Origin of the sequence: Ruegeria meonggei, from assembly GCF_042768335.1 — a bacterium.
Classification (GTDB): Bacteria; Pseudomonadota; Alphaproteobacteria; order Rhodobacterales; family Rhodobacteraceae; genus Ruegeria; species Ruegeria meonggei.
The window spans coordinates 3,506,536-3,528,063 of record NZ_JAXHBT010000001.1; the positions used below are offsets into that span (position 1 = coordinate 3,506,536).

The 21,528-nt window shown below is 56.7% G+C and carries 13 protein-coding genes; 11 read left to right on the plus strand and 2 right to left on the minus strand.

What is annotated here, in order from left to right:
• Positions 1 to 85: 85 nt before the first annotated feature.
• Positions 86 to 1,051: a phosphotransferase gene (locus tag SJY13_RS17400; protein WP_377192671.1), complete on the minus strand. Its 966-nt coding sequence runs from the start codon at positions 1,049 to 1,051 to the stop codon at positions 86 to 88.
• A 402-nt stretch (positions 1,052 to 1,453) separates the two neighbouring features.
• On the opposite strand from SJY13_RS17400, the gene rplJ reads away from it, so the two are divergent.
• From rplJ to SJY13_RS17435, 7 genes are all read left to right on the plus strand, one after another.
• Positions 1,454 to 1,972: a 50S ribosomal protein L10 gene (gene rplJ / locus SJY13_RS17405; protein ID WP_085823303.1), complete on the plus strand. Its 519-nt coding sequence runs from the start codon at positions 1,454 to 1,456 to the stop codon at positions 1,970 to 1,972.
• A gap of 79 nt (positions 1,973 to 2,051) precedes the next feature.
• Complete coding sequence (gene rplL / locus SJY13_RS17410; RefSeq protein ID WP_037314964.1) at positions 2,052 to 2,426, plus strand: 50S ribosomal protein L7/L12; 375 nt, start codon at positions 2,052 to 2,054, stop codon at positions 2,424 to 2,426.
• Between the two features lie 251 nt (positions 2,427 to 2,677).
• Entirely contained in the window at positions 2,678 to 6,817 is a 4,140-nt protein-coding gene (gene rpoB, locus SJY13_RS17415; RefSeq protein ID WP_377192673.1) for a DNA-directed RNA polymerase subunit beta, read from the plus strand.
• A 155-nt stretch (positions 6,818 to 6,972) separates the two neighbouring features.
• Positions 6,973 to 9,540: a hypothetical protein gene (locus tag SJY13_RS17420; protein ID WP_377192675.1), complete on the plus strand. Its 2,568-nt coding sequence runs from the start codon at positions 6,973 to 6,975 to the stop codon at positions 9,538 to 9,540.
• Positions 9,540 to 13,787 carry a DNA-directed RNA polymerase subunit beta' gene (gene rpoC, locus SJY13_RS17425; protein WP_377192677.1) on the plus strand — a complete coding sequence of 1,416 codons (4,248 nt, stop codon included), beginning with the start codon at positions 9,540 to 9,542 and terminating at the stop codon, positions 13,785 to 13,787. Before SJY13_RS17420 ends, rpoC begins: the two co-directional genes overlap by 1 nt.
• A gap of 163 nt (positions 13,788 to 13,950) precedes the next feature.
• Positions 13,951 to 14,481, plus strand: coding sequence for a hypothetical protein (locus SJY13_RS17430; RefSeq protein ID WP_377192679.1), 531 nt, complete (start codon positions 13,951 to 13,953; stop codon positions 14,479 to 14,481).
• Between the two features lie 534 nt (positions 14,482 to 15,015).
• Entirely contained in the window at positions 15,016 to 15,885 is an 870-nt protein-coding gene (locus tag SJY13_RS17435; protein ID WP_377193694.1) for a DMT family transporter, read from the plus strand.
• On the opposite strand, the gene SJY13_RS17440 is transcribed toward SJY13_RS17435, so the two are convergent.
• Complete coding sequence (locus tag SJY13_RS17440; RefSeq protein ID WP_377192681.1) at positions 15,870 to 16,676, minus strand: putative rhamnosyl transferase; 807 nt, start codon at positions 16,674 to 16,676, stop codon at positions 15,870 to 15,872. The two genes, SJY13_RS17435 and SJY13_RS17440, sit on opposite strands and share 16 nt — an antisense overlap.
• A gap of 394 nt (positions 16,677 to 17,070) precedes the next feature.
• Between SJY13_RS17440 and rpsL the strand changes: the two genes are divergently transcribed.
• Genes rpsL through tuf form a run of 4 tightly spaced genes read left to right on the plus strand, consistent with a single transcriptional unit; the run spans position 17,071 to position 21,300 of the window.
• Entirely contained in the window at positions 17,071 to 17,442 is a 372-nt protein-coding gene (gene rpsL, locus SJY13_RS17445) for a 30S ribosomal protein S12 (RefSeq protein WP_005621086.1), read from the plus strand.
• A gap of 15 nt (positions 17,443 to 17,457) precedes the next feature.
• Complete coding sequence (gene rpsG, locus SJY13_RS17450; protein WP_008756926.1) at positions 17,458 to 17,928, plus strand: 30S ribosomal protein S7; 471 nt, start codon at positions 17,458 to 17,460, stop codon at positions 17,926 to 17,928.
• Between the two features lie 18 nt (positions 17,929 to 17,946).
• Positions 17,947 to 20,064 (plus strand): elongation factor G, encoded by a 2,118-nt coding sequence (gene fusA, locus SJY13_RS17455; protein WP_377192684.1) that lies wholly within the window; start codon positions 17,947 to 17,949, stop codon positions 20,062 to 20,064.
• A 60-nt stretch (positions 20,065 to 20,124) separates the two neighbouring features.
• Positions 20,125 to 21,300 carry an elongation factor Tu gene (gene tuf, locus SJY13_RS17460; RefSeq protein WP_377192686.1) on the plus strand — a complete coding sequence of 392 codons (1,176 nt, stop codon included), beginning with the start codon at positions 20,125 to 20,127 and terminating at the stop codon, positions 21,298 to 21,300.
• Positions 21,301 to 21,528 lie beyond the last annotated feature (228 nt).

The following is a 21,528-nucleotide window of genomic DNA, read 5'->3' on the forward strand; positions in this document are numbered from 1 at the left end:
TGATCTAACTGGGGTATAGTCAACCGGCAGCCCGCCTAAATTGGGCTACACTTTTATGTCATCTAAACAATGCGTTCCAAATCAGTCACCAGTGCTGAAATGCGGCTTGCAGTCGAATGCCCAGGCGGTGTCGCCTGTCTTCTTCATAGGGGCTGCAGATGTGACCGATCTGCCAGAGCGCCAACCAGTCTTTCAGCAATCGGGCACACATGCAGAAATCCAGGATGTCCAGGTGAATTGGATGCCTGTATTTGCGCATGAACATCGCCTTGTTGGCTTTGATGATCCCGCTTCGATCGATTTCCGAGGCCGGTGCATCCCGAAAAACATCGGATTTCAGGAAATCGACAATGTCGTAAACGGCCAGTTTTTCACTTGCTTCGGTGAAATCAAGGCCAATCATCTCGCCTTGACCGACAATCAGGTTCTGGCCGTGAAAATCCCCATGCGAAAACACCCGCGCTTCGACAATGCCTTTCAGATGCTGGGCGGTTTCGGTCAGCACGTCGGCCATGGCCTGGGATTGTGCCACAATCTCCTGCGGCACGGCGTTCAGAAGCTCGTGAATGCTGAGGGTCATCCAGCGCGGGCGAAACGCGTATTCTATGGCGGGCTGAAAGCCGTGAAGGTCATGTAGCCACGCCCCGGCACGGCGATATATCTGGGCAACCTGATCGTCGTCCTGACTGTTATGAATAAACTCAGCTGCAGTTGGGCGGCTGATGAACTCGGTGACAAAGAAATTGTGCCCCGGCGACAGGTAAATTGGCTGTATCACCCGCCCGGATTCGTTTTGTTCAAAATAGCGCGACAGAGTGGTCAACAGCGCGAACTCTTTCTGCAACCTGCCCGAGGTCGGGGACATCGTGTCGATCTTCAGCGCATAATCCTGTACTGCCCCCGTAAGCTTTAGGACCATGCGCGTGTCGGGAAAATCATGTGACCGGTAGATGCATGTAAACCCCAGCGACCGCCCGGATAGGGTGTGGTCTGAGAATTCCTGCACAAACTCGGTTGCGCGGTTGTGTTCATCGTCAGTCAGGGTCAGCATTCGGGCAGGATTTTTTTGGCTCAGGGCGGGCGTTGCTTGACAGGACCTCAGCACAGGAAGCATGTCAATCTCGGACGTTGAACAGGGGGTCTTGGCGCCGTTTGGCTCAATCCGATATTGCAGGCCATTTTGCCCTTGGAAACCCCTCGCAACTGCCCTAAAGAGAACTGCGGAGTAAAGCGTGCGATTCGTCGTGCGCTTTATTTTGTTTCGTCCAAGACGGTGGGTGGTGCCATTTGGCCCCTTAATTCCCTGCCTGAGACGGGTAAGACCAAAGATTTCTGAGGGTCCCACCCTCGGGCGCATTTTGGGCAATCCCGTAACAACGGACCTGAACGCCGGAGCGAAAGCTGCGGCAAATATGAGCCGGGGTGAGATATCGCCCCTAACTTGGAGAAAACTGTGGATAGAGCCCAGAAAGAGAAAGTGGTCGACGAGCTCGGCCAAATCTTCGAAAGCTCTGGCGTCGTAGTGGTTGCTCACTACGCCGGTCTGACAGTTGCCGAGATGCAGGACCTTCGCGCACGTGCTCGTGACGCGGGTGGCTCCGTGCGTGTTGCCAAAAACAGGCTCGCCAAAATCGCCCTTGAGGGTAAGCCGTGTGAAAGCATAGCTGACCTGCTGACAGGGATGACCGTTCTGACCTATTCCGAGGACCCTGTGGCAGCAGCCAAAGTGGCCCAGGATTACGCCAAAGAGAACCAAAAGTTCGAAATTCTTGGCGGTGCAATGGGTGAGAACGCTCTGGATCGTGCCGGTGTCGAAACCGTGTCCAAAATGCCTTCGCGCGAGGAGCTTATTGCTACTATCGCGGGCATGCTGGGCGCACCTGCTTCGAACATCGCTGGCGCAATTGGCGCACCTGCAAGCAACATCGCAAGCATCCTTTCCACCATCGAAGAGAAGGCGGAAGCTGCGTAAGCGGTTGGCACTGACTGATCTGCGTAGGGTGAATACCCTGACGTTGGAACACACACTGTAAACGGAAAGAGCTGATAAAATGGCTGATCTGAAAGCACTCGCAGAAAGCATCGTGGGTCTGACCCTGCTGGAAGCACAAGAACTGAAAACCATCCTCAAAGACGAATATGGCATCGAGCCCGCAGCCGGCGGCGCAGTTGTCATGGCAGCTGGCGGCGACGCCGGTGGCGCAGCTGAGGAAGAAAAAACCGAATTCGACGTCGTTCTGAAGAACGCCGGCGCTTCGAAAATCAACGTGATCAAAGAAGTTCGCGGCATCACCGGTCTGGGCCTGAAAGAAGCCAAAGAACTGGTCGAAGCTGGCGGCAAGATCAAAGAAGGCGTGTCGAAAGACGAAGCCGAAGAAGTCAAAGGCAAGCTGGAAGCAGCTGGCGCCGAAGTCGAGCTGGCCTAAGCCATTCGACAGGTGCATCACTGATGCGCCGCAAGATTTGGCTGGATCCGGAGAAATCCGGGTCCAGCCGAACCTGTCTTAGAAAGGGCCTCAGGGGTTGGGGCGTTTTCTAAGACGCGGTTCGCGGATCGGGAGGCCACCATTCGGGACGGTGGCCACGAATTGATCCGGACGTGTCGTCTCTAATGTGCAAGGCGCCGGGGCCCGACGGTGTCTTTGCCCGCTGAGAACATCGAAAGGTGACATCTGACATGGCTCAAACGTTCCTTGGCCAGAAACGTCTTCGTAAATATTACGGCAAAATCCGCGAAGTGCTGGAGATGCCGAACCTCATTGAGGTACAGAAATCTTCTTATGATCTATTCCTGCGCTCCGGCGATGCAGATGTGCCCACAGACGGCGAAGGCATCAAAGGCGTGTTCCAATCGGTTTTCCCGATCAAGGATTTCAACGAAACCTCCGTTCTGGAGTTCGTGAAATACGATCTGGAAAAACCCAAATATGACGTCGAAGAGTGCATGCAGCGCGACATGACCTACAGCGCACCGCTGAAGGTAACTCTGCGTTTGATCGTGTTTGATGTCGATGAGGACACAGGCGCCAAGTCGGTCAAAGACATCAAGGAACAGGACGTGTTCATGGGCGATATGCCCCTGATGACACCGAACGGGACGTTCATCGTGAACGGCACCGAGCGTGTGATCGTGTCCCAGATGCACCGGTCGCCCGGTGTGTTCTTTGACCATGACAAGGGCAAGACGCATTCCTCGGGCAAGCTGCTGTTTGCCTGCCGCATCATCCCGTATCGCGGCAGCTGGCTGGACTTCGAGTTCGACGCCAAGGACATCGTGTTCGCCCGTATCGATCGCCGCCGTAAACTGCCTGTGACAACCCTGCTGTATGCGCTGGGTCTGGATCAGGAAGCGATCATGGACGCCTATTACAACACGGTGTCCTATAAGCTGGACAAGAAGAAGGGCTGGGTCACACCGTTCTTCCCGCAGCGTGTTCGCGGCACCCGTCCGACTTATGATCTGGTTGACGCGAAATCCGGTGAAGTGATTGCCGAGGCTGGCAAGAAGGTCACTCCGCGCGCAGTCAAAAAACTGATCGACGAGGGTGTGGTCACCGACCTGCTGGTTCCATTTGAACACATCGTTGGCAAATTCGTCGCCAAAGACATGATCAACGAAGAAACTGGTGCGATCTATGTCGAAGCCGGTGACGAGTTGACGCTGGAATACGACAAAGACGGTGAACTGATCGGCGGAACAGCGAAAGAGCTGATCGACGCAGGCATCACCGAAATCCCGGTTCTGGACATCGACAACATCAATGTCGGCCCCTACATGCGCAACACTATGGCGCAGGACAAGAACATGGGCCGCGACACGGCTCTGATGGACATCTACCGGGTCATGCGCCCGGGCGAGCCGCCCACCGTCGAAGCGGCCTCGGCCCTGTTCGACACGCTGTTCTTCGACAGTGAGCGTTATGATCTGTCGGCTGTTGGTCGTGTGAAGATGAACATGCGCCTGGCCCTGGATGCACCCGATACGCTGCGCACTCTGCGTCGCGAAGATATCGTGGCCTGCATCAAGGCCCTGGTTGAGCTGCGCGACGGCAAAGGTGATATCGACGATATCGACCACCTGGGCAACCGTCGTGTGCGTTCCGTCGGCGAGCTGATGGAAAACCAGTACCGCGTCGGCCTGCTGCGCATGGAGCGCGCGATTAAAGAGCGTATGTCCTCGGTCGAGATCGACACGGTAATGCCGCAGGATCTGATCAACGCGAAACCGGCTGCGGCTGCTGTCCGCGAATTCTTCGGCTCGTCGCAGCTGTCACAGTTCATGGACCAGACCAACCCGCTGTCGGAGGTCACCCACAAACGCCGCCTTTCGGCGCTTGGCCCCGGTGGTCTGACGCGCGAACGTGCGGGCTTTGAGGTGCGCGACGTACACCCGACCCACTATGGCCGGATGTGTCCGATTGAAACGCCGGAAGGTCCGAATATTGGTCTGATCAACTCGCTGGCTACTTTTGCTCGCGTGAACAAGTATGGCTTCATCGAAACACCTTATCGCGTTGTCAAAGAGCGCCAGGTTACCGACGAAGTCCACTATATGTCCGCGACCGAGGAAATGCGCCACACTGTTGCGCAGGCGAATGCTCAGCTTGACGAAGGTGGCAAGTTCAAGAACGACCTGGTGTCGACCCGCCAGTCGGGTGACTATACGCTAGCGCCGTCCGAGAATGTGGACCTGATCGACGTATCGCCGAAACAGTTGGTATCGGTCGCTGCTTCGCTTATCCCGTTCCTTGAAAACGACGACGCCAACCGCGCCCTGATGGGTTCGAACATGCAACGTCAGGCGGTTCCGCTGTTGCGGGCCGAGGCGCCGCTGGTCGGCACCGGTATCGAGGAAAAGGTTGCCATCGACTCGGGTGCTGCGATCCAGGCGAAACGTGCCGGTATCATCGACCAGGTTGATGCTCAGCGTATCGTTATTCGTGCGACTGAGGATCTGGAACTGGGCGACGCTGGTGTGGATATCTACCGTCTGCGCAAATTCCAGCGGTCGAACCAGAACACCTGCATCAACCAGCGTCCGCTGATCAAAGTGGGTGACACCGTCCAGAAGGGTGAGGTTGTCGCCGATGGTCCATCGACCGATATCGGTGAGCTGGCCCTGGGTAAGAACGTGGTTGTCGCGTTCATGCCGTGGAATGGCTACAATTACGAAGACTCGATCCTGATCTCGGAACGTATCGCGCGTGATGACGTCTTTACCTCGGTCCATATCGAGGAATTCGAAGTCGCCGCCCGTGACACGAAACTGGGTCCGGAAGAAATCACTCGCGACATTCCGAACGTCGGTGAAGAAGCGCTGCGCAACCTCGACGAGGCTGGCATCGTTTACATCGGCGCGGATGTTGAGCCGGGCGATATTCTGGTCGGCAAGATCACTCCGAAGGGCGAAAGCCCGATGACCCCGGAAGAAAAGCTGCTGCGCGCCATCTTTGGCGAAAAAGCATCTGATGTGCGCGATACTTCGCTGCGCGTGAAGCCGGGTGATTACGGGACAGTTGTCGAAGTGCGTGTCTTCAACCGTCACGGCGTCGAAAAAGACGAACGTGCGTTGCAGATCGAGCGGGAAGAAGTCGAACGTCTGGCCCGTGACCGGGACGACGAGCTGGCCATTCTTGACCGCAACATCTATGCGCGTCTGCAAGGTCTGATCATGGGTAAAACCGCGGTCAAAGGCCCCAAAGGTGTCAAGCCGGGTTCGGTGATCACCGAGGACCTGCTGGAAATGCTGACCCGCGGTCAGTGGTGGCAGCTGGCGCTGGAAGACGAGAAGGACGCGCAGATCGTAGAGGCTCTGAACGAGCAGTACGAAGTGCAAAAGCGTGCTCTGGACGCCCGTTTTGAGGACAAGGTCGAGAAAGTCCGCCGTGGCGACGACCTGCCGCCGGGTGTGATGAAGATGGTCAAAGTCTTCATCGCTGTGAAGCGCAAGCTTCAGCCGGGTGACAAGATGGCTGGCCGTCACGGGAACAAAGGTGTGATCTCTAAGGTTGTTCCGATGGAAGACATGCCGTTCTTGGCTGATGGTACACCGGTTGACTTCTGTCTGAACCCGCTGGGTGTTCCGTCGCGTATGAACGTTGGTCAGATCCTTGAAACCCACATGGGTTGGGCCGCACGTGGTCTGGGTCTGAACATCGATGACGCTCTGGGTGAATACCGCCGGTCCGGCGACCTGACCCCGGTTCGTGAAGCCATGAAGCTGGCCTATGGCGATAATGTCTATGAAGAAGGCATTGCCGGCATGGACGAAGGTCACCTGATCGAAGCGGCGGGTAACGTAACCCGCGGTGTTCCGATCGCGACCCCGGTCTTTGACGGTGCCAAAGAGGCTGACGTCAACGATGCGCTGGTGCGTGCGGGCTTCTCGGAAAGTGGTCAGTCGGTTCTGTTCGACGGTCGTACGGGTGAGCAGTTTGCGCGTCCGGTGACCGTAGGCATCAAGTACCTGCTGAAACTGCACCACCTTGTGGATGACAAGATCCACGCGCGTTCGACCGGGCCGTACAGCCTGGTTACCCAGCAGCCGCTGGGTGGTAAGGCGCAGTTCGGTGGTCAGCGCTTTGGTGAGATGGAAGTCTGGGCTCTGGAAGCTTACGGCGCCGCCTACACCCTGCAGGAGATGCTCACCGTCAAATCGGATGACGTCGCCGGCCGGACCAAAGTGTACGAGTCTATCGTCAAGGGCGAGGACAACTTTGAAGCAGGTGTACCGGAATCGTTCAACGTTCTGGTCAAAGAAGTCCGTGGCCTCGGCCTGAACATGGAACTGCTGGATGCAGTTGAGGACGAAGGTTAAGGGTCTTCCCTTTTCCGTATGCGTTCTACGGGATGGGCCAATGGCCCATCCCCTGTCTCTAGATCATGAGGGTTCTGAATGAGCCATGACATGTTCATAAACCAGTTCGGGACACGTGCTGTCCCGTGCGCCCGCCCCAGTGGGGAGGTCGCTTGATGACGGAGTCCGTGCATATGACCGGTTCCAAGCTCTCTGAGTTCAGAGCAGCCACCGTATTCAAAGATACGGTGCTTCTGGTCGTGACCGAAGCTGAGACCGAGGCATACATCCCTGAGATTCGCGAAAACTTGGACCTGCTGTGGCCGGGGCATCCGGACTGTGTCGTTGCAACCGACGGTGCGCTTAAGGATGATGCGACGCTGACTTTCCAGAACGTGACTTTCCTGCAGAAACTGGACAAAGCGGTGCGCCAGATACAGAAGGATCGTCCCGAAACGCGCCATATCTTTTTGATGCGCGACGTGTTTTGTCCGCTGGGACCGGTAGACACCCGGATGCTGGAAACGGCGATGGGTGAGGTTCAGGCGCAAGATTTGGAATTTGTCCTGTTCCAGTGGCCTGGGAATTTTGAAAGCTATTTGGATTCCGATGTCGCGCCACCTGTGGTTGCTGATGGCGTGGACCTGCAGGCGATGCAGCAGAACCGGGACGGCATCAACTCACTCGCTCCAGCGATTTGGGACATAAATCACCTGTTGTCGGTGATTGACGCCAAAATGGGCGCATGGATTCATGACGCCGACCGGTTCCCGAATCCGGTGCCGGTCGCTGCTGTGCATTACATGCAGCAAGATGGCTGGCCGACCCTGGATGGTGGGTTCTTGATCGACGGGGTGGCAAACCCCAAGGCGATTACCAGAAGCTACTTCCCTGCTTCTCCGCTGGTGTCGAAGCTGCGCGTTGAATATTGCGGACAGGATGATCTGAACAAAGCCCGCAAGAAATACGGGCTGGCCAAGGCAACGCGCGGCCTAAGCAAAAAAGCAAAGCACAGCAAGGCGCTAAAAGACGCTCCGCAGTGGACGCCCGAAGACGGTGCCGCCGAAGTTTTCAAGAGCACTGTCCTGCTGGTCCTTTCACAAGCCGACAACGAGAAATACATCCCGGCAATCCGTGAAACGTTGGATCGGTTGTGGCCGGGCCACCCCAATTGTGTTTTTGCGCACGGTGGGGAGAGTGAAGGCGCCGGGGTGCCGGATGATTTGGAAGAAACGTTCCTGCAAAGGCTGGACGGTGCTGTACAACGGATCCGTAAAGAGCACCCCGATACGCGCCACGTCTTTTTGTTGCCAAATGAGTTCTGCCCCCTGGGTCAGGTCGACACGTTGATGTTGCAAACTGCGATGACCAAGGTCCTCGACCAGGATTTGCAGTTCGTGCTGTTTCAGTGGCCCGGAGACTTCCGGATCGCCCTGGATTCCGAAGTTGCCCCTTCTGTGGTGGCAGGGAACCTAGAGCTTACGGCGATGCGGCCCTACTGGGAAACTATCAACGCGGTCGCACCTGCGATCTGGGGCATCGACCACCTTCAGTGGGTGATCGATACCAAGAAAGAGGCTTGGATTCATGACATCCGCCGGTTCCAACATCCTTTGCCGGAAAGCCCGGCCGTTCACTACATGCAGCTTAACGGCTGGCCCACATTGGACGGCGGGTTCCTGATTGACGGTGAGGTCAATCCAAAAGCCGTGACCCGGACCTATTTCCCGCAGTCTTCTTTGATGACACAACTGCGCGAGGACTATTGCGGCGCGGATGACTTGCGCAAAGCTCGTAAAAAATATGGGCTGGCCAAGGTGACCCGGCGATTCTCCAAGGCTGCAGAACGTCGGAAGATGATGAAGCAGATCACAAATCGTGCGCCGGTGGACGGCCCCGCCGAGGCGTTCAAGGACACTGTTCTTCTGGTATCGACCTATTCGCGTAATGAGCACTATATCCCGGCAATTCTGAAGACGTTGGACATGTTCTGGCCCGGGCACCCCGAATGTGTCGTGGCCACGGACGGGGATCTGGATGTGCCCGGAGTCATCCGGTTCAAGGACAAGACCTTTGTCGAGCTTCTGTTGGCCACTGCACGCAAGATCAAAGAAGATCGCCCGTCCACCCGGCATATCTTTTTGATGCTCGAGGATCTGTGCCCTCTGGCCCCGGTTGATACCGAGGTTGTCGAGACCGCCATGAAGAAAGTGCGCGAGCATGATCTGAAATATGCCCTGTTCCCATGGCCGGGCGATTTCAGCTGGACTTTTGACCGCACCTCGGCGCCGACCATCATCGGACCCGATGTCGAGCTGGCACCGATGCAAAAGGACTGGGACGCTCCCAATTCCCTGGTGACCGCCATCTGGAACATAGATCACCTGATCTGGATGGCTGAACGAAAGCTAGAGGCCGGAGTCAACGACCCTTGGGGTTTTGAGCACCAACTGGAAGAAAACCCACACACGCACTATATGCAACTTAACGGTTGGCCCACGGTTCAGGACGGCTTTTTTGTCCGTGGCAAACTGAACCATCTGGCCGTGACCCAAACCGGCTTTCCGCCTTCGCCGATCGCTTCGCAACTTCGAAAGGAATATTGCGGGGTCGACAACTTACAAATTGCCCGATTGAAATATGGCCTGACGGCATTTTCAGGACACGTCAAAGCGCGTAAAGAGCGCAAGCGTGGGCTGAATGCCAAAGCACCCGAGACGGCCAAACCTGCTGGAGACCTGTGATGAACCAGGAATTGACTCAAGGAAATAATCCTTTCAACCCGCTGACCCCGCCGAAGGTTTTCGACGAGATCAAGGTCTCATTGGCCAGCCCGGAACGGATTCTGTCTTGGTCTTATGGTGAGATCAAGAAACCCGAGACCATCAACTACCGGACGTTCAAACCTGAACGTGACGGCCTGTTCTGTGCGCGTATCTTTGGCCCGATCAAGGATTACGAATGTCTGTGCGGCAAATATAAGCGGATGAAGTATCGCGGCGTTGTCTGCGAGAAATGCGGTGTTGAAGTCACCCTTCAGAAAGTCCGCCGTGAACGTATGGGCCATATCGAACTGGCAGCACCCGTTGCGCATATCTGGTTCCTGAAATCGTTGCCGTCCCGCATCGGTTTGATGCTGGACATGACATTGCGTGATCTGGAACGCGTTCTGTACTTTGAAAACTATGTCGTCATCGAGCCCGGTCTGACCGACTTGTCATACGGCCAGATGCTGACCGAAGAAGAGTACATGGACGCGCAGGATGCCTTTGGCATGGATGCGTTCACCGCCAATATCGGTGCCGAAGCCATTCGTGAGATGCTGGCCCAGATTGATCTGGAAGCCGAAGCCGAGCAGCTGCGTGCTGATCTGGCCGAAGCTACCGGTGAATTGAAGCCCAAGAAGATCATCAAACGTCTGAAAGTTGTTGAATCCTTCCTTGAGTTGGGCAACCGGCCTGAGTGGATGGTGATGACTGTTATTCCGGTCATTCCGCCGGAACTGCGTCCGCTGGTGCCGCTGGATGGTGGCCGTTTTGCGACCTCGGATCTGAACGATCTGTATCGCCGCGTCATCAACCGGAACAACCGTCTGAAGCGTCTGATCGAACTGCGCGCGCCTGACATCATCGTCCGTAACGAAAAGCGGATGCTGCAGGAATCCGTGGACGCTCTGTTCGACAATGGCCGTCGTGGCCGTGTGATCACCGGCGCCAACAAGCGCCCGCTGAAATCGCTGTCGGACATGCTGAAAGGTAAGCAGGGTCGTTTCCGCCAGAACCTTCTGGGGAAACGCGTCGACTTCTCGGGTCGTTCGGTCATTGTGACCGGCCCGGAACTCAAGCTGCACCAGTGTGGTCTGCCAAAGAAGATGGCGCTGGAACTGTTCAAGCCGTTCATCTACTCGCGCCTTGAAGCCAAAGGTCTGTCTTCGACCGTCAAACAGGCGAAGAAACTGGTCGAGAAAGAGCGTCCCGAAGTATGGGATATCCTCGACGAGGTGATCCGCGAACACCCTGTCATGCTGAACCGTGCGCCGACGCTGCACCGTCTTGGCATTCAGGCGTTTGAACCGGTTCTGATCGAAGGGAAAGCCATCCAGCTGCACCCGCTGGTCTGTTCGGCCTTTAACGCCGACTTTGACGGTGACCAGATGGCTGTACACGTTCCGCTGAGCCTTGAGGCCCAGCTGGAAGCGCGTGTTCTGATGATGTCGACAAACAACGTTCTGTCGCCTGCAAACGGCGCGCCGATCATCGTTCCGTCGCAGGATATGATCTTGGGTCTGTACTATGTGACCCTGGAACGTGAAGGCATGATCGGCGAAGGCAAAGTGTTCGGATCGATCGACGAAGTTCAGCACGCGCTGGATTCCGGCGAGGTGCATCTGCACACCAAGATCACTGCGCGGATCGCTCAGATCGACGAAGAGGGCAACGAAGTTCTTCAGCGTTTTGAGACCACGCCGGGCCGTCTGCGTCTGGGTGCCTTGCTGCCGATGAACAACAAAGCACCGTTCGAGCTGGTCAACCGTCTGCTGCGGAAGAAAGAAGTGCAGCAGGTGATCGATACCGTTTACCGGTATTGCGGCCAGAAAGAGAGCGTTATCTTCTGTGACCAGATCATGTCGATGGGCTTCAAAGAAGCGTTCAAGGCCGGTATCTCGTTCGGCAAGGACGACATGGTTATTCCGGACGACAAGTGGGGCATCGTTGATGAAACCCGCAGTCAGGTGAAAGACTTTGAACAGCAGTACATGGACGGCCTGATCACTCAGGGCGAAAAGTACAACAAAGTTGTCGATGCGTGGTCGAAGTGTAACGACCGTGTCACCGAGGCGATGATGAGCACGATCTCATCGTCCGAGCGGGCAGAGGATGGATCCGAGCAGGAACCGAACTCGGTCTACATGATGGCCCACTCCGGTGCGCGTGGCTCGGTCACTCAGATGAAACAGCTGGGCGGTATGCGTGGCCTGATGGCCAAGCCAAACGGTGACATCATCGAGACGCCGATCATCTCGAACTTTAAAGAAGGCCTGACCGTTCTCGAGTATTTCAACTCGACCCACGGTGCCCGTAAGGGTCTGTCGGATACCGCTTTGAAGACGGCGAACTCGGGTTACCTGACCCGCCGTCTGGTGGATGTCGCGCAGGATTGCATCGTGCGCGAGATCGACTGCGGAACCGAGCGCGCGATCACGGCCGAAGCTGCGGTCAACGACGGTGAAGTTGTTGCTTCGCTGGCCGAACGTGTGCTGGGCCGTGTCTCTGCCGATGACGTTCTGCGCCCGGGTACGGACGAGGTGCTGGTGGCCGCGGGTCAGTTGATCGACGAACGTATGGCCGACATCATTGACGAGGCTGCCGTTGCATCGATGCGCATCCGTTCACCTCTGACCTGTGAGTCCGAGGAAGGCGTTTGTGCGACCTGCTACGGTCGTGACCTTGCACGTGGTACGCGGGTCAACACAGGCGAAGCTGTCGGCATCATCGCCGCCCAGTCCATCGGTGAACCCGGGACTCAGCTGACGATGCGGACCTTCCACATCGGCGGTGTTGCGCAGGGTGGTCAGCAGTCGTTCCAGGAGGCCAGCCAAGACGGTGTGGTTTCGTTCGAGAACCCGCAGGTTCTGGCTAATTCCGCAGGTGAAATCCTGGTCATGGGCCGGAACATGAAACTGGTGATCAAAGACGAACACGGCGAGGAACGTGCCAGCCACAAGCTGGGCTATGGTTCCAAGCTGTTCGTCAAGGACGGTGCCAAGGTTGCCCGTGGTGACAAGCTGTACGAATGGGATCCCTACACCCTGCCGATCATCGCCGAAAAATCTGGTACTGCAAAGTATGTCGACCTTGTTTCGGGCATTGCTGTCCGCGATGAGACTGACGATGCAACCGGCATGACCCAGAAGATCGTGATCGACTGGCGCGCGGCCCCCAAAGGCAGCGACCTGAAGCCCGAAATCATTCTGGTCGGCGAAGATGGCGAGCCGGTCCGCAACGACGCGGGCAACCCGGTTCACTATCCGATGTCGGTGGATGCGATCCTGTCGATCGAAGATGGTCAGCAGATCGAAGCCGGTGAAGTCGTCGCGCGTATCCCGCGCGAAGGTGCCAAGACCAAGGACATCACCGGTGGTCTGCCGCGTGTGGCCGAACTGTTCGAAGCCCGTCGTCCCAAGGATCACGCGATCATCGCAGAAGCCGATGGTTACGTGCGCTTTGGCCGCGACTACAAGAACAAGCGCCGCATTAGCATCGAACCAGGCGATGAGTTGATGGAAACGATCGAGTATATGGTGCCCAAGGGCAAACATATCCCGGTTGCGGAAGGCGACTTCATCCAGAAGGGTGAATACCTGATGGACGGTAACCCGGCCCCGCATGACATCCTGTCCATCATGGGTGTCGAAGCGCTGGCGGATTACATGATCGACGAAGTGCAGGATGTCTACCGTCTGCAGGGCGTGAAGATCAACGACAAGCACATCGAGGTCATTGTGCGCCAGATGCTGCAGAAGTGGGAGATCCTGGATTCAGGTGACACCACCCTGCTGAAAGGCGAACATGTCGACAAGCAAGAGTTCGACGCTGCCAACGAGAAGACTCTCTCGCGTGGTGGACGTCCGGCTCAGGGCGAACCGATCCTTTTGGGGATCACCAAAGCCTCGCTGCAGACGCGTTCGTTCATCTCGGCGGCGTCGTTCCAGGAAACCACCCGCGTTCTGACCGAGGCTTCGGTTCAGGGCAAGAAGGACAAGCTGGTTGGCCTGAAAGAGAACGTCATCGTCGGCCGTCTGATCCCGGCCGGCACCGGTGGCGCGACACAGGCTGTGCGTCAGGTTGCCCAGGGCCGCGACAACGTCGTGATCGAAGCCCGTCGGGAAGAGGCCGAAGCGGCCGCTGCCCTAGCTGCGCCGATGATGGACGACGACATGGTCGGAGACGAGCTGGACGTTCTGGTGGAAACCCCGGAAAGCCGCGAGTAAACGGTCTGTCATACCCAATTAGAGGCCCCGCGACTTCGCGGGGCCTTTTCTTTTGTCGACGACTGTCACCAGAGGTTTTTCTGTAAGTGCTTCCTTCGCTTCGAACGGCAGCTGCGAGCCCTTCTTGTCATGATAACAGGATACAGCAGGTCCACCCTGAACATTGAAAATTCTTGTTGAAGGGAGTACTTCTACCCGGATGCTTGCCACCCCAAAATCATCAACGTTCAAGAGTACTCTTTGGAGCAAATTCTGGAGTTGCATAGGTATCATATTCTTTTTGTTGGGCTTGGCCTCTGGAACCTTTACGCTCTACTTCTTAGCAACGTCTACCGCTGCCCAAGTAACCGTTGCGAAAGTGATTGATCACCAAGAATCATCTACAAAACCCGGCTATAGTTTTGTTTTCGAGGCTGAAAATCCTAACGGGGTCGTTCTGTCTTACCAACCGAAGATGCGAGTTGGTCGGGCATTGCATCAGGAGGGCCAAGTTATCGCGGGCCGGATTGCTCCTTCATCAGGTAGGATTATGAGTGAGGCAATTCTGACGAGTTTCAAGTGGTATGCGCTAGTGACTTTTTTGTTTGGGCTCTACGCAGGAAGACGCGTTATTTTTGGCCCATTTGCCTATTGGCTCGGTCGCCTCATCGGATTGGTCGGTTCGTTTTTTACAAAGCCCGAGAAAACCAAGTAAGCGTAACTTTGTCCCGCAAAGCCGACCTTAAGTAGGTGCCTATATATCCTACACTGTGCGAGTCATCTTGTCGGGTATGTGCCATTCCAACGGTGTTTACCGAACTGCGTAAGCCATTTCTTTTCTGTGCCTGTCAGGGAACAGGATCACCAAGCGCCGTTTTCAGCGTGCCAGTAGATGAAGGCGTCGAATTTTTGTTGTCGGTTATGCTCAATTCGATTGTCGAGGGCGGGGCAGGAGGGTCGAATACGATGCTATCCCGGTGTGTTTTGAGGCGGTCGCGCGGGATTTTCCGTCAACTCGGATCGGGTACCCGCTGATTGGCGCTGGTCTTGAACGCGGTGAGTAGTCCGAGAATGCGCCGCGAATTGATGCGGCTTTGTCGGGCCTTGATCACATGTTGGCTATTTTCTCTGGCTGACGCCTGACTGGACGACGGTGATCAGCTAGTCCTGATCAGAGGTGTCGTTGTTGTTGACAACAAGGCACCGTTTCCGGCCAATGGCCGAGATTTTAGCTTTGGACTTTGACTTTATGACCCCGAATGTGAAAGGCGCGCTGCTTATGATGGGCAGTATGGCGGCCTTTACTGTTAACGATGCGTTGATAAAAGTTGCCGGTGGAGAGGTGCCTCTGTTCCAGATGGTCGCCATGCGTGGTGCCTTGGCGACCGTTCTGATTTTCCTGCTGGCGCGGCAACAGGGTGCTCTGCATCTAAACTTTCCGCGTCACGACAAATGGCTGGTTGCGTTCCGGTGCCTGGCCGAGCTTGCGGCGACGTTTTTCTTTCTGACCGCCTTGCTGCACATGCCGTTGGCCAATGTGACGGCGGTTCTACAAGCCTTGCCCTTGACGGTCACCTTGGGCGCGGCGCTGTTTTTCTCGGAATATATCGGCTGGCGTCGCATTCTGGCGATTGGGTTGGGATTTGCCGGGATGCTGCTGATTGTGCGACCGGGTCCCGACGGGTTCAGCATCTATTCACTCTATGCGCTGGTTGCCGTGGTCTCGGTCACGGCCAGGGATTTGATCACACGGCGCATGTCAGCCCGTATCCCCTCGCTGGTTGTTACTTTGGCGACGTCCTTGTCGATCACATTGGCGGCGGGCATTGCGACAACCGCTAGGGGATGGCAGGTGGTGCCATCCGGGGCGGGGGCAATGGTGGCTTGTGCGGCAGTGTTCGTTTTGACCGGGTATCTGTGCAGCGTTCTGGTCATGCGCGAAGGCGATGTCGGGTTCATTGCACCGTTTCGGTACTCCAGCCTGATCTGGGCGCTGACCCTGGGCTGGATCGTGTTTGGGGATTGGCCGGACGCGGTGACGATGTGCGGCGTTGTTTTGGTGGTTGGTGCGGGCCTGTTTACACTGTTTCGCGAACGCGCGGCTCATTCAACCGAGTGAACTCGCCGGACGGCATCGTGATCAATGGCAAATCGCGCGATGAATTCACCCTGTTGTTCGGGCGTCAGCGCGGACAGTTGGGTGGTGCTGTTGCGGGCATGCGGAGAGTCATTAAACTGGTTCAGGGTCCGCACCCACATCGGCGCGTCCGGGTAGCTGATCACCGGTATAAAATTCCCGATCCGGTGATGGGCGAAATTCATGATTGTCTGCTCGCACCCGCCACGCACGTGCATGGCAAAGCCCACGCCAAGCAAGGGGCGAAACACTTGTGCCGCTTGAATGCCACCGGCGCCAAATCGGGCCAGAAATCCTTGATTGTAGTCGATGGCGACGGTCTTGCTCCTTTCCATCAACCCCTTGCCGTCCTCGGCTGCGAGGCGCAGCCGTTCGACGAAATCCACAGATACCGCGTCGTCATCATCATGGCGGAATTGCAGGCAGGGTTTGGCAGCGTCCGTGCGGGCGTCATTCAGGATCTGTTTCATCACCCTGCGGTGCCGGGCCGGTTCGCGCGCAATGATCTGTACCTGCTTTATCCCGGCGGTCAGATCGTGCAATCGATCCAGCGCGGGTTTGGGCAGGCATTCTCCGATGACGATGAGAAACTGATAGTCCTGATCCGTCTGTTCTTTGAAGCAGGGCAAGGTGGTGGTTTCGAACAGGCGAAACCGCTCGTCCAGCCGGGCCGGGTCGTACAGGTATCGGCGGCGGTCTTCGATCGTTTCATGTTCGACCTGAAACCCACCAACAGCAGGGTAAGAAAAGCGGCACAGGCCGATGACTTGCATGATTCATCCATGGCTTGAACTGGTGATCGGACTATGCCCGCGCGGCCAGATACCCGCAATGTCCGCTGCACTGGAAATCGAGATCAGGCCCTGATAATTCAACGCATCCGGCTTTGCCGGGCACTTGTCGCGGTGTGCTGTTGACACTTGGTGCGACTCCGCCTAGAACGCGCGTCATCTCGGTGCCGGGGGCCGCCCCACAACCGATTCCAGTAATGAACTGGTCAAGGCCCGGACAATTTTTTCGTTCGCGCCCTCTGATAACAAACCGTGACGTTCACCTCGGAATGGGAACGCTCGCGGGTTTTGCGCTTGTGGACGCACGAGTGCAGCGAATTTAACCGCACGCATCGCGCGTGCATGTCATGTGTTGCAAAACGGGGATATAACCGGAATGCCAACGATCCAACAGCTGATCCGCAAGCCGCGGCAGCCGAAAGTAAAACGCTCGAAGTCCATGCACCTGGAGCAGTGCCCGCAGAAACGCGGCGTCTGCACACGTGTTTACACAACCACACCGAAAAAGCCGAACTCGGCGATGCGTAAGGTTGCCAAGGTACGCTTGACCAACGGGTTCGAGGTTATCTCGTACATCCCCGGTGAAAGCCACAACCTGCAGGAACACTCGGTTGTTCTGATCCGTGGCGGTCGTGTAAAAGACCTTCCTGGTGTCCGGTACCACATCCTGCGCGGTGTTCTGGATACCCAAGGCGTCAAAGACCGTAAACAACGTCGTTCGAAATACGGCGCCAAGCGTCCCAAATAAGAAGGAGAGGCTGATATGTCACGTCGTCACGCCGCCGAAAAACGCGAAGTCCTGCCTGACGCCAAATTTGGCGACAAGGTTCTGACAAAATTCATGAACAACCTGATGATCGACGGTAAAAAGTCGGTTGCAGAGCGCATCGTCTACAACGCTTTTGATCGCGTTGAAGGCAAGATCAAGCGCGCACCCGTCGAAGTGTTCCACGAAGCGCTCGACAACATCAAACCGTCGGTCGAGGTTCGCTCGCGCCGGGTTGGTGGTGCAACCTATCAGGTTCCGGTCGAAGTGCGCCCCGAGCGCCGCGAAGCACTGGCCATCCGCTGGCTGATCACTGCTGCGCGTGGCCGCAACGAAAACACCATGGAAGAACGCCTCGCCGGTGAACTGCTGGACGCTGTACAGTCCCGCGGTACCGCTGTGAAGAAGCGTGAAGACACCCACAAGATGGCCGAGGCGAACAAAGCCTTCAGCCACTACCGTTGGTAATTCCAGAGGCTTATTGAAATGGCACGCGAATATACACTCGATCATTACCGTAACTTCGGTATCATGGCGCATATCGATGCGGGTAAGACGACCTGCTCGGAACGCATCCTGTACTACACCGGCAAATCCCACAACATCGGTGAGGTGCACGACGGTGCCGCCACCATGGACTGGATGGAGCAGGAACAGGAACGCGGCATCACCATCACCTCGGCTGCGACCACCACCTTCTGGGAACGCACTGAAGACGGTGAAACGGCTGACTCGCCCAAGCACCGCCTGAACATCATTGACACCCCCGGCCACGTTGACTTCACCATCGAAGTCGAACGCTCGCTGGCGGTTCTCGACGGAGCTGTCTGCGTTCTTGACGCAAACGCCGGTGTTGAGCCCCAGACCGAAACCGTGTGGCGTCAGGCTGACCGCTACAAGGTTCCGCGGATGGTGTTCGTCAACAAGATGGACAAGATCGGCGCGGACTTCTTCAACTGCGTTGCAATGATCGAAGACCGTACCGGCGCACGTGCTGTTCCGGTTGGTATTCCGATCGGCGCAGAGACCGAGTTGGAAGGTCTGATCGATCTGGTCACCATGGAAGAATGGCTGTGGCAGGGCGAAGACCTGGGCGCAAGCTGGGTCAAGGCACCGATCCGCGACAGCCTGAAGGACATGGCTGACGAATGGCGCGGTAAAATGGTCGAAGCGGCCGTCGAAATGGACGACGACGCGATGATGGAATACCTGGAAGGCAACGAGCCCGACGTTCCGACCCTGCGCGCCCTGCTTCGCAAAGGCACGCTGGAAATCGCGTTCGTTCCGGTTCTGGGTGGTTCTGCGTTCAAGAACAAAGGTGTTCAGCCGCTGCTGAACGCTGTGATCGACTATTTGCCCAGCCCGCTGGACGTTGTCGATTACATGGGCTTCAAACCCGGTGACGAAGAAGAAACCCGTAACATTGCCCGCCGTGCGGATGATGACATGGCGTTCTCGGGCCTGGCGTTCAAAATCATGAACGACCCCTTTGTTGGTTCGCTGACCTTTACCCGCATCTACTCGGGTACTCTGGCCAAGGGCGACACGCTTCTGAACTCGACCAAGGGTAAGAAAGAGCGTATCGGCCGGATGATGATGATGCACTCGAATGACCGTGAAGAAATCACAGAAGCATTCGCGGGCGACATTATCGCGCTGGCAGGCCTGAAAGACACCACCACGGGCGACACCCTGTGTTCGACCGGTGATCCGGTGGTTCTGGAAACCATGACCTTCCCTGATCCGGTGATCGAGATCGCGGTTGAGCCGAAAACCAAGGCTGACCAGGAAAAAATGAGCCAGGGTCTGGGCCGTTTGGCCGCCGAAGACCCGTCGTTCCGCGTGGAGACTGATCTGGAATCGGGTCAGACCATCATGAAGGGCATGGGCGAACTTCACCTGGACATCCTGATTGACCGTCTCAAGCGTGAATTCAAGGTTGAAGCGAACATTGGTGCACCGCAGGTGGCCTATCGTGAGACCATCGGTCACGAAGCCGAGATCGTTTACACCCACAAGAAACAGTCGGGTGGTTCGGGTCAGTTCGCTGAGGTGAAGATGATCATCACACCGACAGAGCCGGGCGAAGGCTATTCGTTCGAATCTCGTGTTGTTGGTGGTTCGGTGCCCAAGGAATACATCCCGGGCGTTGAAAAAGGCATCAGATCCGTCATGGATAGCGGCCCGCTGGCTGGCTTCCCTGTGATCGACTTCAAGGTTGCCCTGATCGAAGGTAAATACCACGACGTGGACTCTTCGGTACTGGCCTTTGAAATCGCCGCTCGTATGGGTATGCGTGAAGGCATGCGCAAAGCGGGTGCGAAACTGCTTGAGCCGATCATGAAGGTCGAAGTGATCACCCCGGAAGAATACACCGGCGGTATCATTGGTGACCTGACATCGCGTCGGGGACAGGTTTCGGGACAGGAAAACCGTGGCAACGCAATCGCGATCGACGCGTTTGTGCCGCTGGCCAACATGTTCGGCTACATCAACACTCTGCGTTCGATGTCGTCCGGCCGTGCCCAGTTCACCATGCAGTTCGACCACTACGATCCCGTTCCGCAGAACATCTCGGACGAGATCCAGGCGAAATACGCGTAAGCGAAGATTTGAGGGAGCTCGACTAGCGGGCTCCCTTCATTACCGACAAAGGAGGCCATCATGGCAAAGGAAAAGTTTGAGCGTAACAAGCCGCACGTGAACATTGGCACGATTGGCCACGTTGACCACGGCAAGACGACGCTGACCGCAGCGATCACCAAGTATTTTGGTGACTTCCAAGCGTATGATCAGATTGACGGCGCGCCGGAAGAAAAAGCGCGTGGCATCACCATCTCGACCGCCCACGTGGAATACGAGACGGAAAACCGTCACTATGCCCACGTTGACTGCCCCGGCCACGCCGACTACGTCAAGAACATGATCACCGGTGCTGCCCAGATGGACGGCGCGATTCTGGTTGTGAACGCCGCTGACGGCCCGATGCCGCAGACACGTGAACACATCCTGCTGGGCCGCCAGGTTGGCATCCCGACAATGGTCGTGTTCATGAACAAAGTGGATCAGGTTGACGACGAAGAGCTGCTGGAACTGGTGGAAATGGAAATCCGCGAGCTTCTGTCTTCGTATGAATACCCTGGCGACGACATTCCGATCATTGCCGGTTCGGCTTTGGCCGCGATGGAAGGCAACAACCCGGAGATCGGCGAGGAATCCATCCGCAAGCTGATGGCGGCCGTGGACGAATACATCCCGACGCCTGAGCGTGCGATTGACCAGCCGTTCCTGATGCCGGTCGAAGACGTGTTCTCGATCTCGGGTCGTGGTACAGTTGTGACCGGTCGTGTTGAGCGTGGCGTGATCAATGTTGGCGACGAGATCGAAATCGTCGGCATCCGCGACACCAAGAAAACCACCTGCACGGGCGTTGAAATGTTCCGCAAGCTGCTGGACCGCGGAGAAGCGGGCGACAACATCGGCGCGCTGCTGCGCGGTGTGGACCGTGAAGGTGTTGAGCGTGGCCAGGTTCTGTGTAAGCCGGGCTCGGTGACACCGCACACCAAGTTCGAAGCCGAAGCCTATATCCTGACCAAGGATGAAGGTGGCCGTCACACGCCGTTCTTTGCGAACTACCGTCCTCAGTTCTACTTCCGGACCACTGACGTGACCGGCACCGTGACCCTGGCGTCCGGCACCGAGATGGTCATGCCCGGCGACAACGTGTCGTTCGAGGTTGAGCTGATCGCGCCGATCGCGATGGAAAACGGCCTGCGTTTCGCCATCCGCGAAGGCGGCCGCACTGTCGGCGCCGGCGTCGTGTCGAAAATCGTCGAGTAATCGCTCTCGCGATATCAAACGGAAAGGGCGTCCCTTGGGACGCCCTTTTTTTGTTTGGGACCGATGATCCTGAGATACACCAGAATAATCGAACGAAAATCATTGAGTAATCACAACCTGCTATGATGGTGGGCGGCCCCTGCTCTGAAAGAGCAATGAGAGCCCACACCGTCGAGTTAAGGAAAGCCATGCCACAAATGGACGACTTTCTTCGTGTCTTGGTGGCTG

Coding starts and splice junctions, on each gene's coding strand:
- SJY13_RS17400 (WP_377192671.1), bottom strand. CDS start 1,051: ATGCTGACCCTGACTGACGATGAACACAACCGCGCAACCGAGTTTGTG.
- rplL (WP_037314964.1), top strand. CDS start 2,052: ATGGCTGATCTGAAAGCACTCGCAGAAAGCATCGTGGGTCTGACCCTG.
- rpoC (WP_377192677.1), top strand. CDS start 9,540: ATGAACCAGGAATTGACTCAAGGAAATAATCCTTTCAACCCGCTGACC.
- SJY13_RS17435 (WP_377193694.1), top strand. CDS start 15,016: ATGACCCCGAATGTGAAAGGCGCGCTGCTTATGATGGGCAGTATGGCG.
- SJY13_RS17440 (WP_377192681.1), bottom strand. CDS start 16,676: ATGCAAGTCATCGGCCTGTGCCGCTTTTCTTACCCTGCTGTTGGTGGG.
- tuf (WP_377192686.1), top strand. CDS start 20,125: ATGGCAAAGGAAAAGTTTGAGCGTAACAAGCCGCACGTGAACATTGGC.
- rpoB (WP_377192673.1), top strand. CDS start 2,678: ATGGCTCAAACGTTCCTTGGCCAGAAACGTCTTCGTAAATATTACGGC.
- SJY13_RS17420 (WP_377192675.1), top strand. CDS start 6,973: ATGACGGAGTCCGTGCATATGACCGGTTCCAAGCTCTCTGAGTTCAGA.
- rpsL (WP_005621086.1), top strand. CDS start 17,071: ATGCCAACGATCCAACAGCTGATCCGCAAGCCGCGGCAGCCGAAAGTA.
- rpsG (WP_008756926.1), top strand. CDS start 17,458: ATGTCACGTCGTCACGCCGCCGAAAAACGCGAAGTCCTGCCTGACGCC.
- fusA (WP_377192684.1), top strand. CDS start 17,947: ATGGCACGCGAATATACACTCGATCATTACCGTAACTTCGGTATCATG.